This is a genomic window from Dellaglioa sp. CoH-56-MRSF-12 (genome assembly GCF_056782075.1).
This window is the reverse complement of sequence record NZ_JBXAYD010000002.1, coordinates 256,014-272,132: the sequence shown is the minus strand read 5'-3', so window position 1 is coordinate 272,132 and position 16,119 is coordinate 256,014. Positions and strand designations below refer to the sequence as shown.

Here is a 16,119-nt window from a genome sequence, read left to right as displayed (position 1 = left end):
GCGTACTAGTATATGAAAAAAGATTCGTATCTTGATGATGAATTATATATGAGTTATGTTGGAGACCTTTTGGCAAAACCAGAAGTTCAAAGATTAAGTGAATATACACAACATCATTTTTCTACTCGATTAGAACATTCAATCTCAGTTTCCTATGACAGTTATCGTATCGCTAAAAGATTACATTTAAATGCAAAAGCAACGGCAAGGGCCGGATTATTACATGATTTATTTTACTACGATTGGCGTACAACTAAATTCGATCGCGGTACACATGCTTGGATTCATCCGCGTATCGCTATTAGAAATGCAGAGAAGTTAACGACATTATCTGATTTAGAAAAAGATATCATCATGAAACATATGTGGGGTGCTACTGTTGCACCACCTAAATATCCAGAGGGATATATTGTAACCATGGTTGATAAATATGAAGCAACAAGTGAAGTTTCATCACCGTTAAAAAATAAATCAAAACATAGCTTTCAGCAATTAATTGCAATTTTAAAATAGTTTTAAAAAGGATAGGCCTACAGGCTTATCCTTTTTGTTTTTTCGAAAACGAACCAATTTGTTTACTTTTTGTTAGTTAATGATAAAATATAGTAATAAAGTAACTGAGGAGGGGTTAATTATGCAAGTTGTTCAAGAAAAAACAAATTATGAAATGTGTCCTAAATTTGAAAAAACTTTTTCAATATTAGGTAAAAAATGGAACGGTTTAATTATTAACGTTTTATTGGATGAAGGACCTCAACGATTTAAAGAATTAGCTCAAAAGGTTGATAAATGCAGTGACCGTGTATTAGTTGAACGTTTAAAAGAACTTGAAGATACTAATATTATCTCAAGAGTCGCCATCGGTGAAACTAGTCGTAGTTTTTATGAGCTTACTGAACAAGGAAAAGACATGAAAAATATGATGGATAGCGTCCATACATGGTCAGAAAAGTGGTATACACTTAAAGATTGCGAGTAAGACTTGACGATAGGCTTTGATACCTTTAAACTATGAATATAGAATAAAGGCTTAGACAGAAAATAGTAGATATTTTTCTTGGATTTAAAGGGATGGTTAGCTAGACTGAAACTAACCAATAAATAAAATATTGAATTCACTTCTAGAGCTGTTAATTAATGTAGGCTAACTTAAATCATGCAATTAACCGGTTAATGGCCGTTATCATTTTGAGTGTTTGGGAATTTGTATTCTCAAAAACAAGGGTGGTACCGCGAGACCTCGTCCCTTTTTAGGACGGGGTCTTTTTGTGTCTAAAATCTATCAAAACAACTAATAAAGGAGTCGATATTAATGGATTTAAAAGAGAAATTACTTGAGTTACAAGAAAAAGGCTTGAAACAAATTCGTGAATCAGAGGATCTAAAACAAATTAATGCTATTCGTGTTAATTTACTTGGAAAAAAAGGACCAATCACAGAAGTTTTAAGAGGTATGAAGGAATTATCAGCCGAAGAACGACCTAAAATTGGTAGCTTTTCTAATACCATTAAAAATGAGTTAGCTGAAGCTATTCGTGTGAAAAATGAAGAACTTGAAATTAAAATGACTGCTAAAAAGTTGGAAAAAGAAAAAATCGATGTAACGCTACCAGGTGCCCAAATTCAATTAGGGCAGCCACATGTTATTATGCAAGTGATTGAAGAATTGGAAGAGCTCTTTTTGGGTATGGGGTATCAAGTTGTTTCAGGTCCAGAAATAGAAGAAGACCATTACAATTTTGAAATGTTGAACTTACCTGCGGATCATCCCGCTCGTGATATGCAAGATACATTTTATATTACAAAAGAATTATTAATGAGAACACAAACATCACCCGTTCAAGCAAGGACAATGGAAACACATGATTTTTCAAAAGGACCATTAAAAATGGTTTCACCTGGTAAAGTTTATCGACGTGATACAGATGATGCAACGCATTCACATCAATTTCACCAGTTCGAAGGGTTAGTAATCGACAAACATATTACGATGGCAGACTTAAAGGGAACGATTGAACTGATTGCTAAAACAATTTTTGGAGAAGAACAAGAAATTCGGTTACGACCAAGTTACTTCCCATTTACGGAACCGTCAGTTGAAGTCGATGTGACCTGTTTTAAATGTGCGGGTAAAGGGTGCTCAATCTGTAAATACACAGGCTGGTTAGAAGTTTTAGGCGCTGGAATGGTACATCCTAATGTATTAAGAATGGCCGGTGTCGACCCTGAAGTATACGGTGGTTTTGCCTTTGGTTTAGGACCAGATCGTTTTGCGATGCTTAAATATAGTATCGACGATATTCGTCATTTTTATTTAAACGATAATCGATTCCTGTCACAATTTACGAAAAGAGGTTAGAGATAATGAAAGTATCTAAAAATTGGTTGAATGAATATTTAACATTAGAAATTGAACCTGAAATTATTGCTGAAAAAATAGCTCGTACAGCCGTTGAAATTGATAGCGTTGAACGTCCTTCTGAAGGACTTAAAAAAATTGTTGTTGGATATGTTGATAGTTTGGTACCACATCCAGACTCTGATCATTTAAATATCTGCCAAGTTGATGTTGGTGAAGGATCTCTTAGTCAAATCGTTTGTGGCGCACCTAATATTGCCGCAGGGCAAAAAGTTATTGTTGCATTACCCAATTCTAGAATTGCTGATAATGTTAAAATCAAACGTGGTAAAATGCGCGGACAAGCTTCTGAAGGTATGATTTGTGCATTACAAGAAATTGGATTTTCAGATAGTGTCGTGCCTAAAGAATTTGTAGAAGGTATCTACGTAATGCCAGAAAATGCAATTCCTGGTGAATCAGTCTTTGATTACTTAGGTATGAATGATGACATTATTGATATTGATGTGACACCAAATCGTGCTGATATGTTAAGTATGCGTGGGGTAGCACATGAACTATCTGCTGACTATGATGTTCCGGCAACATTTAAGCATCCAGAATTGAAAGAAACATCTACTGAAAAAATTGAAGATTACATTTCTTTATCGTTGCCTGATAAAACGTTAGCACCCACATATTCGATGCGCGTGATTAAAGATTTAACAATTAAAGCAAGTCCAATGTGGTTACAAATTCGTCTTTGGAACGCAGGCGTTAGACCTATTAATAATGTCGTTGATGTGACCAATTATATATTGATGGATTATGGTCAACCATTACATGCCTTTGATTATAATAAATTGGGAAGTAAAGATATTTTAGTAAGAACAGCTATTGCTGGCGAAAAGATTACAACACTAGATAGCGAAGAACGTGAATTAAAAGAAAAAGATATTGTGATTACAAATGGTAAAACACCGATTGCTATTGCTGGGACAATGGGTGGCGAATCAACACAAATAACCGACGAAACTGTGACAGTTGCGATTGAATCTGCAGTATTTAACAATTCAATGGTTAGAAAAACAGCACGCACACATGGTATTCATAGTGAAGCCTCAATGCGATTTGAACGTGGTATTAACGTTGAAACAGTACAAGAAGCACTTGATGCAGCAGCAGAGTTAATCGCTAATTTAGGTGATGGAACAGTTGTGTCGGGTACGGCAAGTGCAAGTAAGCTAGAAGCAGAGTCAACTTTTGTTGATACAACGGTGGCACATATTAATGGTGTACTTGGGACTGAATTATCAGAATCTGAAATCACTAAATTATTTAAACAATTAGGATTTACGGTTGTAAATCGCGATGGTACTTTAAATGTTGAAGTTCCTGCAAGACGTTGGGATATTAGTATTGAAGCAGATTTAGTAGAAGAAATCGCGCGTATTTATGGATACGATAATATTCCTTCTACACTACCAACTGGCAAAATGACTCCTGGTAAATATACTTATAAACAAAAAATGATTAAACAGGCGCGTCATATTTTGGAATCAGCTGGGTTATCTGAAGTTATTAGTTATGGATTAACAACGGAAGAAAAAGCTGGTAAATTTATTTTTGAAGAAAAAGATGTTTTTACGACAAATTTAATGTTCCCAATGAGCTCAGAACGAACAACAACAAGAATGAACTTAATCAGCGGGTTATTAGATGATTTAGCGTACAATGAAGCACGAAAATCTGACAATCTTGCTTTCTATGAACAAGGAAGAGTCTTTTTCCGCAGTGAGGGCGAAGAGCGACCTACTGAAATTGAACATATTGCAGGTGCAATGACAGGATTATTTAAACTTGCAAATTGGCAAAATGAAAAACAACCTGTTGATTTCTTCATGATTAAAGGTGTTGTTGAACAATTATTAACACAATTAGAATTAGTTGATGATGTTACTTATGTATCTTCTGAAAGTCATGAAGATATGCATCCAGGACGAACAGCTGATATCTATTTAAAAGATGAATTAATTGGTTTTGTCGGCCAAGTACATCCTAATTCAGCTAAAGAATTTAATTTAAAGGAAACATACGTTTTCGAATTAGATCTTCAAAAATTAGTTGATGCGAAAAAAGCAGACCGATTATTTGCGCCTATTTCTAAATTCCCATCAGTTACTCGTGATGTGGCCCTCCTAGTTGCTAATGATATAGCTAACAGTGAGATTGAAGCGTTAATTAAAAAACAAGGTGGAAAGTCTTTAATTGATGTTCATTTATTTGATCTTTATCAAGGATCTCATATTGAAAATGGCATGAAATCCCTTGCTTATACGTTAACTTATCAAGATATTACAAAAACTTTGGTTGAAGAAGATGTCACAAATGATTTTAACCGTGTTATCGAAGCTTTAAAAGAGACGCTTAGGGCTGATATTCGATAATTTAGGACGCAGCTTAATAATACTTATTATTAAGCGTGAGGAGGTTAAACAATGAAAAAAGATGATACATCTCCAGAATTACCGCCAGAGAATAATAAAAACCAGGCTAAGAAAATTATTGCAGGGGTCATTGCATTATTATGTATATTACTACTGACAATATTGTTTATGACCTATAGATATATCAAGGCATCTTTAGATCCACTAGATAAAAATAATAATAAAATTGAACAAGTTTATATTCCAATTGGATCAAGTACAAAACAAATTGGAACAATTTTAGAAAAAAATAAAATTATTAAAAGTGGTACGGTGTATACGTACTATGTCAAGCAAAAAAAGGTGTCACAATTTAAGGGCGGCTACTATCAACTTAAGGCATCTATGAGTTTGGATAAAATTGCTTGGACACTTCAACAAGGTGGAAGTAGTGAGCCTATACAAAATAAATTAGCGAAAGTATTAGTTGGTGAGGGAACAACAATTAACCAAATCGGTAAATCCATTTCAAAAGAAACAAATTTTTCATATAATGATTTTATTAAATTAATGAAAAATAAAACTTTTTTGGATTACTTAGATAAAAAATATCCAGATCTTTTAGATACCACTATGGCATCTAAAAACGTGAGATATCCTTTAGAAGGTTATTTGTTCCCAGCTACGTATACTGTTTATAAAAAAACAACGTTAAAAAATCTTGTTGAGCAAATGATTGTTAAAGCAAATGATGAATTATCGCCTTATTATGCAACAATAAAAAAACAAAAATTAACAGTACAAGAGGTCATTTCTCTCGCTTCATTAGTTGAAAAAGAGACGGAAAACCATAAAGATCGTCAAAAAATTGCCGGTGTTTATTTCAATCGAATTGCATCAGAAATAACGTTACAATCAAAAATATCAGTTAGTTATGCGCTAAATATACCGCAAAAAGATTTAACGTCAGCTGATTATTACGTGGATAAACCATATAATTTGTACGTTTATAAAGGATATGGACCTGGTCCATTTAACAATGCTAGTTTAGATTCTATCCAGGCTGTTTTGACACCATTGGACAGAAAGAAAGGTAATTTCTATTTTATTTTCAATTCAAATTCTAAAAAAATAGAATATTCTAAAACGTATGAATATTACCAAGCATTTTCACCTATGACACAGGCTGATAATGATTATGTTCAATAATCCACGCAACCGGTTTACAATCACAAAATTAAATGTTAACCTGATAGGCATATTGAACTTATTAATTTTAAGAGGAGTAAGTGATGGCAGAAGATAAAGTATATCCAATGACCGTAGACGGTAAAGTTAAACTTGAAGAAGAACTTGAAACATTAAAAACAAAAACGCGTGCAGAAATTATTAATCGTATTAAGATTGCACGTAGTTATGGCGATTTATCAGAAAATTCAGAATATGAATCAGCTAAAGATGAACAAAGTTTTGTTGAAGGCCGAGTTAAAACAATTGAACATATGCTCCATTATGCAGAAATTATTGATAACGCTGGTGTAGATGCTGACGAAGTTTCTGTTGGTAAAACAGTTTCATTTATGGAACCTGGTGAAGAGGAAGAAACATACACGATTGTTGGTGCGGCAGAAGCTGACCCAATGTCTGGTAAAATTTCAAATGAATCACCAATCGCTAAAGGATTAGTTGGCCATAAATTAAATGAAACAGTAACAATTGAAACACCAAATGGTAATTTTGAAGTCAAAATTACCGATGTTAAAGATAATTTATAAAAGCTAAATATAAAAGATTAAGTTGCAAATCATTTGTTACTTAGTCTTTTTTTATTAAATTAAGTAGGTGAGATAAGTTGAAAAAGAATTTTGCAATAATCGGTTTAGGTCGATTTGGTGCGAGTGTTTGCGAAACGTTGATTGAGTATGGGCAAGAAGTTTTAGTTATTGATAGGGATGAAGCTCGTGTAAATGATTATATGGATATTGCAACACATGCTGTTGTTGCCGATGCACAAGATGATGAAGCTTTAAAATCAATCGGTATTCGTAATTTTGATCATGTGATTGTCGCAATTGGTGAAGATATTCAAGCAAGTATCTTAGTCACATTGATGGTTAAAGAATTAGGTGTTCCTGTCGTAACGGCTAAAGCATTGAATAAATATCACGCTCGTGTACTCCAAAAGGTTGGGGCAGATCATATTGTTCATCCTGAACGAGATATGGGAATCAAGTTGGGTAGGGCATTAAGTTCTAATCATTTGTTAGATTACTTAGATTTAGATGATGATTACCGATTGGCAGAAATTGATATGACAGATCCGAGATATGTTAATAAGACATTAGATGAATTAAATTTCAGATCAACATTTAATTTAAATGTAATCAGTATTAGACGTGGTAAAGAAATGATTATTTCACCATTAGCAGATCAAATTATTTTACCAAATGATCAGGTACTGATTATTGGTGAAACAAAAGCTGTCACAGAATTTGATGAAAAAATGAACAAGACTAAATAAAAGGACAAGATTGCATATTGCAATCTTGTCCTTTTGTATTATACAAAAACTATTTAATCAATCTTTTTGTGTGAACGATAATTGGCTTAATAAGTATCAAGAGAATAGCCAAAATTGAGACGATCAAACCAATACCCATGTATGGTGGCCAATAGATAAGTTTAACGGTATGATTTCCCTTAGCAACTTTAAAGCTGAGAAAAGTATTCAATGATTTATTAGTTGCTACGGATTTACCATCAACTTTAACATGCCAACCTTTACTGTATGGAATCGTTGTAAAGACGACTTGATGATTACGTTTAACTGATATTGAACCTGTGATTGAATGTTGATTGTATTTTGTAACGTTTAATTCACTAGATTTTAGTTGCTTAATTTGGGATTTAAATGAATTAACATTCATTTGATAAAGCGTAAAGTTTTCTAAGAAAAGGGTTCTTTTCTTTAATTTAGCTGTCAGAACTATTTTTTTACCTTTATTATTGGATGCAATATTAACAACAACTGTATTTCGATACGTTTTATATTGTTTTAATTCGTGACCATTTAATTTAAATAAAACATTATCAGTACTTAATCCTGAACCTAAGGTTAAATAATAAGCATCGTTTGTTGTTGGTGTGTATGTGAAAGTGACTAGTCCAGATTTATTTAGTTTCGTTTTTGTTAGAATAGAATTTGTTAAATTAATTTGTGAACCAACGTTATCAAAATTGACAGTATTAAAATTAATTGGTGTAAATAAAGCATCGTTATTAATACCGGTTAGAGCAGATAACCAATCAGACTGATATCTTAATGGGTTAGTTGTTTTATTCTTGTTTGTCAATATAGTATCATTTGCTGCATAGCCAATTGATAAAGCATACGGATTTTTAACCGTTTCAGTTAACGAGTTATTTGAGACAGGTCTATAGTAAGCTGTATCAGGTTTTTCAGTTAGTGGTGTCAATGTTTCTAACTGTGTGTCCAATGCCTTAGAAGTCCGTAATTGTTTTGGTGTAAAAACGTACTTCATATTTAATAGGGCATCTGTTACCAAGGTACCATTTGAGTAAGTGACATAATTATCACCATCAGGTTGTCCTATCTTACCGTAAAAAGTTGGGATTGATTTTGAAAAAGCAGAACTAAAATGGGAACCGCTGAAAAAATCAGCTGACATGGCATCATTTTTAGTCCGACTGTATGTTTGTGCGACACGATAGAAAGAATTATCAATTTTTTTTAACGATTTACTTTCAGTTGCTAGGGCAGTCGTTGACACGTCGTATTCACTTGTAGATAAATAACTAATGTTATCTAATGAATAAACAGCGTTACATGACATCTCAGCTATTACACTTGCAAATAACAACCATTTGAATGAAGGTGATGCATGATCTTGGAACTGAATTAAAATTAACGTTAAAAGAATAAATAAAATTGATAGGAATAAAGTTTCATCAGATAAATAACTATAAGATTCTTTTGATATAAATAAGTACGTAAACATTCCGATGAATAAAAGACCTACAATACTCAATTTCCAGAATTTTATAGGATTAAAGTACTCAAATTGTTGAGCAGCTAAAAGGATAATCCAAAAGCAAAATACAAATGAAAAACGATAAGGATACCAAACTGGAAATTGCATTCCGTGCCATAGTAAATCTAAAGGTTCAAAGCACATCGATAGGATCAAGAAACTTGTGATTAAAAAAGAGACAACCCGTTCTTTAATTGAAAAACGGTTATTCATGAAATATAAGATAAAACCAATTAAAGCCAAACTCCCTACAAAAATATTAGGGAAACCAGAAGGCATTTGATCAAAATTGAATGAACCAATCACAAATTTTGAAAGCATCGCTAAAGGATTATATTCAATTTTTGCTTTAATAGATTCTTCCGTGTATTCTCCCTTACTTGAAAGCAATGAGAATAGAGTTGGAAAGAGGATAATTGCTGAAATTGCTACAGAAACTAGAGATTTATAGATGAAAATCCATGATTTTTTAAAAAATTGTTTAACTGATAGAGATACACGACTTGTTGTATATAAGAAATATAAAATCATAAAAAGACAGACCATATAACCCATATAATAGTTAACGATTAAAAGTAACGCAAGCCACCAAGTATAAGCCCAACTTTTTGAATTCAACTGTAATTTTTCAAAGCCTAAAATAACTAAAGGTAATAGAATAACAGCGTCTAACCATAATAAATTAAGTTGGTTAGCAATCGTCCAACCCATTAGCGCATACGCTGTGGCAAATAATGGGATATAAAGTGAAGTCATTCTTGTTGTTTTCTTTAATAATAAACCGAACGTAAGGCCTGATAAGGCATATTTTAAAAGGGTGACTACCATAACACCCGCTAAAATTGATTTTCCTGGAAATACTAAGAAAATAAGATTAAAAGGACTCATTAAGTAGTATGCCCACTCACCTAACATATCACCACCAATTGCTTGTGAAAATGAATAGAAAAAACTAGTAGGATGATGGAGAAGTGTGGCTCTAAAATAAGAGAAAAAATCAATATATTGCTGACCTAAATCAACAGTTAATAGAGAACTATTCCCAAAAGGATACATTTTGCGGCCAATAAAGTAACAAAGCATAATGAATAAAGGAATAAGGAAACTTAGAAGGAGTACATGATTCTTTTTAAGATAATTTTTAAGCTTAACCATTTTAAAACCTCTCTGACTATTAATGTATGGTAATAAGAATAGCATATTTGGGACTTTACCGCATAAATCAGCAGCAGATAAAAATATATTTAATCTGATTATTAAAGTTTTTATTATAATATAAATTGTTAGCCTGTTTATTGGGCCAATGAATCTTAAAAATGTGGTAATATGGTAAATGATATATTTATACGAATTAAAAGACTAATAATGATACAGTGAGAGGTAATTAAACGTGAAACTTCCAAAAACAAAACAAGGTCGAAGCAAACAAAATAAATCACATATTCCATTTAGATTAAATTTCCTGTTTTTTATTGTTTTCCTACTTTTTGCAGCATTACTGGCGCAGTTAGCCTATTTACAAATTTTAAACGGAGCTTCATTTGAAGCGACAGTTAATAGTACGGATACGACAACAGAAACTAAGAATGTACAGCGTGGGATGGTTTATGACTCAACAGGTAAGGTTCTAGTTGGTAATAATTCTTCTCGAGCAATTACTTATACAAAAGGATCAGGTATCCTATCGCCTGATTTATATAAGATAGCTAATAACTTAGTAACCTATGTCAGTATTGATACGAGTAAATTAACAGACCGCAATGCTGCTGATTACTACTTAGCGGATAAGGGGCATTTAAAAGCTGTCACTGCTGCTGTAAAAAAAGAAAAAAATTTAACATCTGCTGAGTTAAACAAATTATCAACTACTGATTTTAATACATTGACAGTAGCATATGCTGTTAAAAATAACATTGATTCATTAACTGATGAAGAAAAAGAAGCTGCTACTGTTTTTGGGAAAATGACGGGTGCTTATTCATTATCAACTGTTTACTTAAAAACCTCTGATGTTTCCGATAAGGAGATGGCTGAAGTAGGTGAACATTTATCAGGGATGAATGGGATTAAAATAGGAACTAACTGGTCACGAAGTTACCCAAATGGTAAAAGTATGAACAGTATCATCGGAAATGTCACTAGTGAAGCTACTGGGCTACCTAGTGATAGCGTGGAAACGTTAATGACTGAAGGTTATTCACGAAATGATAGTGTTGGTCAGAGTTATTTAGAAAAACAATATGAAGATGTTTTAAAAGGAACAAAGTCACAAACTAAGGTTGAAGTGGCTAATAGTAAAATAGTAAAACAAGTACAAGAATATAGTGGTAAAAAAGGTGATAATCTCGTCTTAAATATTAACGCTAAATTCCAAGCTCAAGTTCAAAAGATTATGAACGATAGTGTGAAATCAATTGCTGGAAGCAATCCTTATAATCCAGGGGCCTACGCAGTTGTCATGAACCCAAATACAGGTGCCGTTTATGCAATGGCCGGTGTTAATCGAAATATTAAAACAGGTAAGATTACGGATGATGCTTTAGGGTCGATTAATCAAGTATTTACCATGGGTTCTGTTGTAAAAGGTGCTACGGTTATGGGAGCTATGATGGATGGGGCAATTACACCAACTAGCAATACCATAACTGATGAACCTATTAAGCTTGCTGGGACAGCTCCTAAGTCATCATGGTTTAATACATCTGGTTCAGCTAACGTTGCGTTAACAGCTTCTGATGCATTAATGGTTTCTTCTAACTCGTACATGATGCAGTTAGCAATGAGAGAAGGCGGATTCAAATATTCAAGTGGTTCTTCACTGGATATGTCGAATTCAATTTTCCCCAAAATGCGTGGTTACTTTAATCAATTCGGACTTGGTATCAAAACAGGTGTTGATTTACCTGGTGAGTCAACTGGTTTTGAGGGTGTAGCTAACCAAACAAATATTGGTAAAGCACTTGATTTATCTTTCGGAAATTATGATTCATATACAACTATTCAATTAGCGCAATACATGTCAACGATGGCTAATGGTGGTACAAGATTACAACCACAAATTGTAAAAGCGATTCGTTCAACAAATGAGGATGGTTCTTTAGGTTCTGTTCAAACTGAAATGACACCTAATATTTTAAGTACAGTTAACGCAACAAAATCAGAATTTGATGTTGTTCAATCAGGATTTTATAAGGTTGTTCATGGATCAAGTTCATTGAGAACTGGGAATGCGATGAGTGATGTAACACCATCAATTTCAGCTAAAACAGGTACTGCTCAAACATTCTATGGAACATCTGAAACTGAAGCACTTAGTTTGGCTTCATATGCACCTTCTAACAAGCCTAAAGTGGTCGTTGCACTCGTTTTCCCTGGAATGGCTAATAATACAGGTAGTGCTGTGAATGGTCAGGCAGCAGTTTCAATTTATTCAGCATTTTGGAAAACTGTTGAATCTGATAAATAATATTAAGGAAATAAGTCATCTAATACCTGATTTTATTGCTGTAAAGTAAATTTCCTTAACAAATAAAAAAAAACACTAGCGTTTACTTATTAATAATGATATTATATAAGACGTTAAAGACTAATTGTCTTATGAAATTATGAAGAAATATATGGAGGGTTGCAACCATGCGTGTACACATTACATTAGAATGTACGGAATGTCATGAACGGACATACCTATCAAGTAAAAACAAACGTAATAATCCAGATCGTGTTGAGCTTAATAAATTTTGCCCACGTGATCGTAAGGTTACTTTACATCGCGAAACAAAATAACAACGGGAATTTTCCTGTTGTTTTTTTGTTTTAAATAACTTTTATACTAGTTGAAATAAAATCTTGTAAACGTTATTTTGTAAATTTTTATATGAAATAAGGAGCTATCTATGAATTTGGCAAAATACAAAAATACACCATTTATGACGTACTTTTTTATTGGATTATCAGCAATTGTTTTCATCGCAATGACACTTGCTGGTGGTAGTCAAGACACAAATGTATTAATTGAATTTGGCGCTAAATATAATCCACTGATCATGGACGGCGAGTGGTGGCGATTATTTAATCCCATATTTTTACATATTGGATTTGAACATATTGTCCTTAATATGGTTACATTGTATTTTATTGGTATCCAAATTGAGATGTTATTTGGTCATTGGCGTTTTACAGGCATTTATTTGCTTGCTGGAATTGCTGGCAATATTGCAAGTTTCACGTTCAGTCCAGATACTATTTCGGCAGGCGCTAGTGGTGCTATTTTTGGTTTATTTGGGGCATTCCTAATGTTAGGTGATAATTTTAGAAAAAGTGCCTATTTTAGACAAATGTCGCAGCAATTTTTACTATTCATTGTGTTAAATCTTGCGTTTGGGTTTATGTCGTCAAGTACAGATAATGCAGCTCATATTGGCGGTATTTTATCTGGATTCTTAATCGCAACGACTGTAGGCGCACCAAGATTGGCACGAATCAGTCATATTAAACAGATAGCTGCATTCGTTATTTTAATTATTATCAATTTAATTCTGATTAAAATTGGAATTTCTAATAGTATCTAGTTTAAGGTGGTGACCGTTAATTGAAAAATTTGTATGATGTCCAACAACTATTGAAACAATTTGGTGTGTACGTTTATGTTGGTAAACGTATGTGGGATATTGAATTAATGGCATTGGAATTAGATAATTTACATCGATCAGGAGTGATTGATGACAAAATCTATGCTAGAGCTAAAATTGTACTATCTCATGAACATCGAGTTGAAGAACAAAATAATTGAGAGTGTAAGTGGAGGAATTTGAATAATGGTAATTGAAAAAAAATTAATTGGTGTCGACTTAGGTGGCACAACAGTTAAATTCGCTATTTTAACTGAAACAGGCGATATTCAACAAAAATGGAGTATTGAAACAAACGTTCTTGATGAAGGCTCACATATTGTGCCAGATATCATTGCTTCAATTAATCACCATATCAGACTATTTGATATGACTGCTGATCAATTCGTTGGAATTGGTATGGGCTCACCAGGTACAGTAAATCGTGCAGATGGAACTGTTATTGGTGCATATAATTTGAACTGGAAAACATTGCAAAATGTTCAAGCAGATATTGAATCCGGTACACAAATTCCATTTGCTATTGATAATGACGCCAACGTTGCTGCTTTAGGTGAACGTTGGAAAGGCGCTGGCGAAAATGATGATGAAGTTGCCTTCATCACGCTTGGAACTGGTGTTGGTGGCGGTATTATCGCTAACGGTGCATTATTACATGGTGTTGCTGGTGCTGGTGGCGAAGTTGGACATATTACAGTTGAACCTAATGGCTACATGTGTACTTGTGGTAAGCATGGTTGTTTAGAACAATATGCTTCAGCTACTGGTGTTGTACGTGTAGCTCGTGATATGGCTGAAGAGTTTGCTGGCCAATCAAAATTAAAAGAAATGTTAGATGACGGACAAGAAATTACATCTAAATTAGTTTTTGATTTAGCTAAAGAGAATGATGTTTTAGGTAAAATGGTCGTTGATAAGGTATCGTATTATCTTGGACTAGCTTGTGGTAACTTAGGTAATATGTTAAATCCAGCATATATTGTTATCGGTGGCGGTGTTTCTGCTGCTGGAACGTTCCTATTAGATCAAGTTACTAAATACTTTAAACAATTTTCATTCCCAACAGTTCGTTCATCAACATCATTAAAATTAGCACAATTAGGAAATGAAGCTGGCGTTATTGGTGCCGCTTCACTTGCTCGTCAGTTTATTAAATAATAATTGAGGGGAGAACTAGTATGATTTTAGGAGCAGTAAAGGTTAGTTTAATAATTAATATCATTTTGATTATTATTTTAGTTGGGTTAGCTGGTAACCAATTTTATCTTTGGTATATGGGTCGCCGTGCAGCTAAATTAGTAACAAATGAAGAATTTAATGAAGGTATGCGTAAGGCGCAAGTTGTTGATTTACGTGAAAAAAGTGAATTTGATGCTTCTCATATTATGGGAGCAAGAAATATTCCCTATTCTCAATTTAAAACAGCGATTGGTGGTTTAAGAAAAGATTTACCTCTTTACTTATATGACCAAGGTAAATCGATTAGTACTCGAGCAGCCTATAAATTACACAAACAAGGCTATACAGATATTACTATTTTGAAAACAGGTTTTTCAAAATGGGATGGTAGAACAAAAAAACGCTAAAAAGAAAAAGCATTGAGGAATGAAAATTCTTCAATGCTTTTATTAGTTTATGAATGGTGTGATGAACGGCTCTTACGTGTTGCACGTTTACGGTTTTCTTCAATCATTTGTTCTTTTTCTTCGATGGGTGCAACAACAGTTTTTTTAAAGGCAAAGACGCTACCAACTAATGCGCCTACAGTTGCAGCAGTTCCGACTAAGAAACCTTTTGAAAAGTTTTTCATTATGTAGACCTCCTTATTCATTTGACATCTTTATTATGACTTATTCAATCTAAAATTGCCACTAAAAGCACCGCTATTTTACGATTAATGATATAATAATTTTTGAAAGTTAGGGGTGACTTGTATATGCAGACCAAAATTTATGCGCATCGCGGAAGTAAGGGAACCAGACCAGAAAATACGTTAGTTAGTTTTCAGGCCGCAATAGATGCAGGAGCCGACGGCATTGAGACTGATGTTCAGTTGTCTAAAGATGGTGAACTAATCATTATGCATGATGAAAAAATTGATAGGACCACAAATTTAACAGGTAAGGTAGTAAATCTGACACTAGCGGAATTAAAAAAAGCAGATGCAGGAATTAAATTCAGTTCTGACTATCAAGGTGAACAAATTCCAACATTAAAAGAAGTAATTGAGTTGTTAAAAGATAACAACTTTAAAGGCACTTTTAATTTAGAATTAAAAACGAATCATATAGAATACCAAGGTATAGAAGAACTTGTAAATAAACAAATGGAACAATTACCATCAGATATTCATCTTTTGTATTCTAGTTTTAATCCAAACTCAATTCGTAGAATGCAAAAAATTAATCCTGATGCAGAATTCGCGAGTTTATTCCAATTTAAAATTAAAGAGTCGCGTCAATTGGCTAAGCATCATTTAATCACTAGCTTACACCCTGATGTGACCTGGCTGAGAGAACGACATGGCTTATTTTGGCCAAAGCTACTGATTCGCCCTTGGACAGTTAATTCAGTTAAGGATATGACTTATTGTTTTAAAAAGAAATATGATGCCATTTTTACAGATTTTCCTGCAAAAGCAATAGAAGTACGAAAAGATATTCAAGGAGATTAGA

Annotated in this window: 16 protein-coding genes, 1 pseudogene and 1 other annotated feature; of the genes and pseudogenes, 15 read left to right on the top strand and 2 right to left on the bottom strand. The window is 33.4% G+C overall.

Annotated elements, in window-relative coordinates:
* Positions 1-12 precede the first annotated feature (12 nt).
* The 7 genes from AC1RPY_RS03150 to AC1RPY_RS03120 all read left to right on the top strand — a co-directional run bounded on the left by AC1RPY_RS03150 (position 13) and on the right by AC1RPY_RS03120 (position 7,285).
* On the top strand, positions 13-513 hold the full coding sequence (locus tag AC1RPY_RS03150; RefSeq protein WP_409022666.1) for an HD domain-containing protein: 501 nt from the start codon (positions 13-15) through the stop codon (positions 511-513).
* A gap of 121 nt (positions 514-634) precedes the next feature.
* The gene (locus AC1RPY_RS03145; protein ID WP_481761220.1) at positions 635-979 is read left to right on the top strand and encodes a winged helix-turn-helix transcriptional regulator; all 345 of its coding nucleotides are present in this window, start codon (positions 635-637) and stop codon (positions 977-979) included.
* A gap of 43 nt (positions 980-1,022) precedes the next feature.
* Positions 1,023-1,251: a binding site (T-box leader), on the top strand.
* A 61-nt stretch (positions 1,252-1,312) separates the two neighbouring features.
* Positions 1,313-2,359: a phenylalanine--tRNA ligase subunit alpha gene (gene pheS, locus AC1RPY_RS03140; RefSeq protein WP_409022664.1), complete on the top strand. Its 1,047-nt coding sequence runs from the start codon at positions 1,313-1,315 to the stop codon at positions 2,357-2,359.
* A gap of 5 nt (positions 2,360-2,364) precedes the next feature.
* On the top strand, positions 2,365-4,785 hold the full coding sequence (pheT, locus tag AC1RPY_RS03135; protein WP_481761221.1) for a phenylalanine--tRNA ligase subunit beta: 2,421 nt from the start codon (positions 2,365-2,367) through the stop codon (positions 4,783-4,785).
* A 51-nt stretch (positions 4,786-4,836) separates the two neighbouring features.
* Complete coding sequence (gene mltG, locus AC1RPY_RS03130; protein ID WP_481761222.1) at positions 4,837-5,973, top strand: endolytic transglycosylase MltG; 1,137 nt, start codon at positions 4,837-4,839, stop codon at positions 5,971-5,973.
* Between the two features lie 83 nt (positions 5,974-6,056).
* Positions 6,057-6,539 carry a transcription elongation factor GreA gene (gene greA, locus AC1RPY_RS03125; protein ID WP_481761223.1) on the top strand — a complete coding sequence of 161 codons (483 nt, stop codon included), beginning with the start codon at positions 6,057-6,059 and terminating at the stop codon, positions 6,537-6,539.
* Between the two features lie 77 nt (positions 6,540-6,616).
* Positions 6,617-7,285 (top strand): potassium channel family protein, encoded by a 669-nt coding sequence (locus AC1RPY_RS03120; protein WP_481761224.1) that lies wholly within the window; start codon positions 6,617-6,619, stop codon positions 7,283-7,285.
* Positions 7,286-7,334: 49 nt separating this feature from the next.
* On the opposite strand, the gene AC1RPY_RS03115 is transcribed toward AC1RPY_RS03120, so the two are convergent.
* Entirely contained in the window at positions 7,335-9,971 is a 2,637-nt protein-coding gene (locus tag AC1RPY_RS03115; RefSeq protein WP_481761225.1) for a YfhO family protein, read from the bottom strand.
* Between the two features lie 235 nt (positions 9,972-10,206).
* Here AC1RPY_RS03115 and AC1RPY_RS03110 point away from each other — a divergent pair.
* The 7 genes and pseudogenes from AC1RPY_RS03110 to AC1RPY_RS03080 all read left to right on the top strand — a co-directional run.
* Positions 10,207-11,100: pseudogene (locus tag AC1RPY_RS03110) on the top strand (peptidoglycan D,D-transpeptidase FtsI family protein); the annotation flags it as partial.
* 108 nt (positions 11,101-11,208) lie between these two features.
* Positions 11,209-12,282 (top strand): penicillin-binding transpeptidase domain-containing protein, encoded by a 1,074-nt coding sequence (locus AC1RPY_RS03105; RefSeq protein ID WP_481762408.1) that lies wholly within the window; start codon positions 11,209-11,211, stop codon positions 12,280-12,282.
* 167 nt (positions 12,283-12,449) lie between these two features.
* Positions 12,450-12,599: a 50S ribosomal protein L33 gene (gene rpmG / locus AC1RPY_RS03100; protein ID WP_057973409.1), complete on the top strand. Its 150-nt coding sequence runs from the start codon at positions 12,450-12,452 to the stop codon at positions 12,597-12,599.
* 110 nt (positions 12,600-12,709) lie between these two features.
* Positions 12,710-13,384 (top strand): rhomboid family intramembrane serine protease, encoded by a 675-nt coding sequence (locus AC1RPY_RS03095; RefSeq protein WP_481761227.1) that lies wholly within the window; start codon positions 12,710-12,712, stop codon positions 13,382-13,384.
* Between the two features lie 20 nt (positions 13,385-13,404).
* A complete protein-coding gene (locus tag AC1RPY_RS03090; RefSeq protein WP_409022657.1) occupies positions 13,405-13,605 on the top strand; it encodes a YqgQ family protein in 201 nt (66 codons plus the stop codon).
* A gap of 31 nt (positions 13,606-13,636) precedes the next feature.
* Positions 13,637-14,602 (top strand): ROK family glucokinase, encoded by a 966-nt coding sequence (locus AC1RPY_RS03085; protein WP_481761402.1) that lies wholly within the window; start codon positions 13,637-13,639, stop codon positions 14,600-14,602.
* A gap of 20 nt (positions 14,603-14,622) precedes the next feature.
* Positions 14,623-15,030, top strand: a complete 408-nt coding sequence (locus AC1RPY_RS03080) for a rhodanese-like domain-containing protein (RefSeq protein WP_481761228.1) — start codon at positions 14,623-14,625, stop codon at positions 15,028-15,030.
* A 47-nt stretch (positions 15,031-15,077) separates the two neighbouring features.
* Here AC1RPY_RS03080 and AC1RPY_RS03075 read toward each other — a convergent pair whose 3' ends face one another.
* On the bottom strand, positions 15,078-15,254 hold the full coding sequence (locus AC1RPY_RS03075) for a DUF3042 family protein (RefSeq protein WP_409022655.1): 177 nt from the start codon (positions 15,252-15,254) through the stop codon (positions 15,078-15,080).
* Positions 15,255-15,380: 126 nt separating this feature from the next.
* On the opposite strand from AC1RPY_RS03075, the gene AC1RPY_RS03070 reads away from it, so the two are divergent.
* Positions 15,381-16,118, top strand: a complete 738-nt coding sequence (locus AC1RPY_RS03070) for a glycerophosphodiester phosphodiesterase (protein ID WP_481761229.1) — start codon at positions 15,381-15,383, stop codon at positions 16,116-16,118.
* The last annotated feature ends 1 nt before the right edge of the window (position 16,119 follow it).

Excerpts from the sequence above, each read along its gene's own strand:
- pheS (WP_409022664.1), top strand. The coding sequence starts at position 1,313 with ATGGATTTAAAAGAGAAATTACTTGAGTTACAAGAAAAAGGCTTGAAA.
- rpmG (WP_057973409.1), top strand. The coding sequence starts at position 12,450 with ATGCGTGTACACATTACATTAGAATGTACGGAATGTCATGAACGGACA.
- AC1RPY_RS03095 (WP_481761227.1), top strand. The coding sequence starts at position 12,710 with ATGAATTTGGCAAAATACAAAAATACACCATTTATGACGTACTTTTTT.
- AC1RPY_RS03145 (WP_481761220.1), top strand. The coding sequence starts at position 635 with ATGCAAGTTGTTCAAGAAAAAACAAATTATGAAATGTGTCCTAAATTT.
- AC1RPY_RS03115 (WP_481761225.1), bottom strand. The coding sequence starts at position 9,971 with ATGGTTAAGCTTAAAAATTATCTTAAAAAGAATCATGTACTCCTTCTA.
- greA (WP_481761223.1), top strand. The coding sequence starts at position 6,057 with ATGGCAGAAGATAAAGTATATCCAATGACCGTAGACGGTAAAGTTAAA.
- AC1RPY_RS03080 (WP_481761228.1), top strand. The coding sequence starts at position 14,623 with ATGATTTTAGGAGCAGTAAAGGTTAGTTTAATAATTAATATCATTTTG.
- AC1RPY_RS03070 (WP_481761229.1), top strand. The coding sequence starts at position 15,381 with ATGCAGACCAAAATTTATGCGCATCGCGGAAGTAAGGGAACCAGACCA.
- AC1RPY_RS03150 (WP_409022666.1), top strand. The coding sequence starts at position 13 with ATGAAAAAAGATTCGTATCTTGATGATGAATTATATATGAGTTATGTT.
- pheT (WP_481761221.1), top strand. The coding sequence starts at position 2,365 with ATGAAAGTATCTAAAAATTGGTTGAATGAATATTTAACATTAGAAATT.
- AC1RPY_RS03075 (WP_409022655.1), bottom strand. The coding sequence starts at position 15,254 with ATGAAAAACTTTTCAAAAGGTTTCTTAGTCGGAACTGCTGCAACTGTA.
- AC1RPY_RS03105 (WP_481762408.1), top strand. The coding sequence starts at position 11,209 with ATGAACGATAGTGTGAAATCAATTGCTGGAAGCAATCCTTATAATCCA.
- mltG (WP_481761222.1), top strand. The coding sequence starts at position 4,837 with ATGAAAAAAGATGATACATCTCCAGAATTACCGCCAGAGAATAATAAA.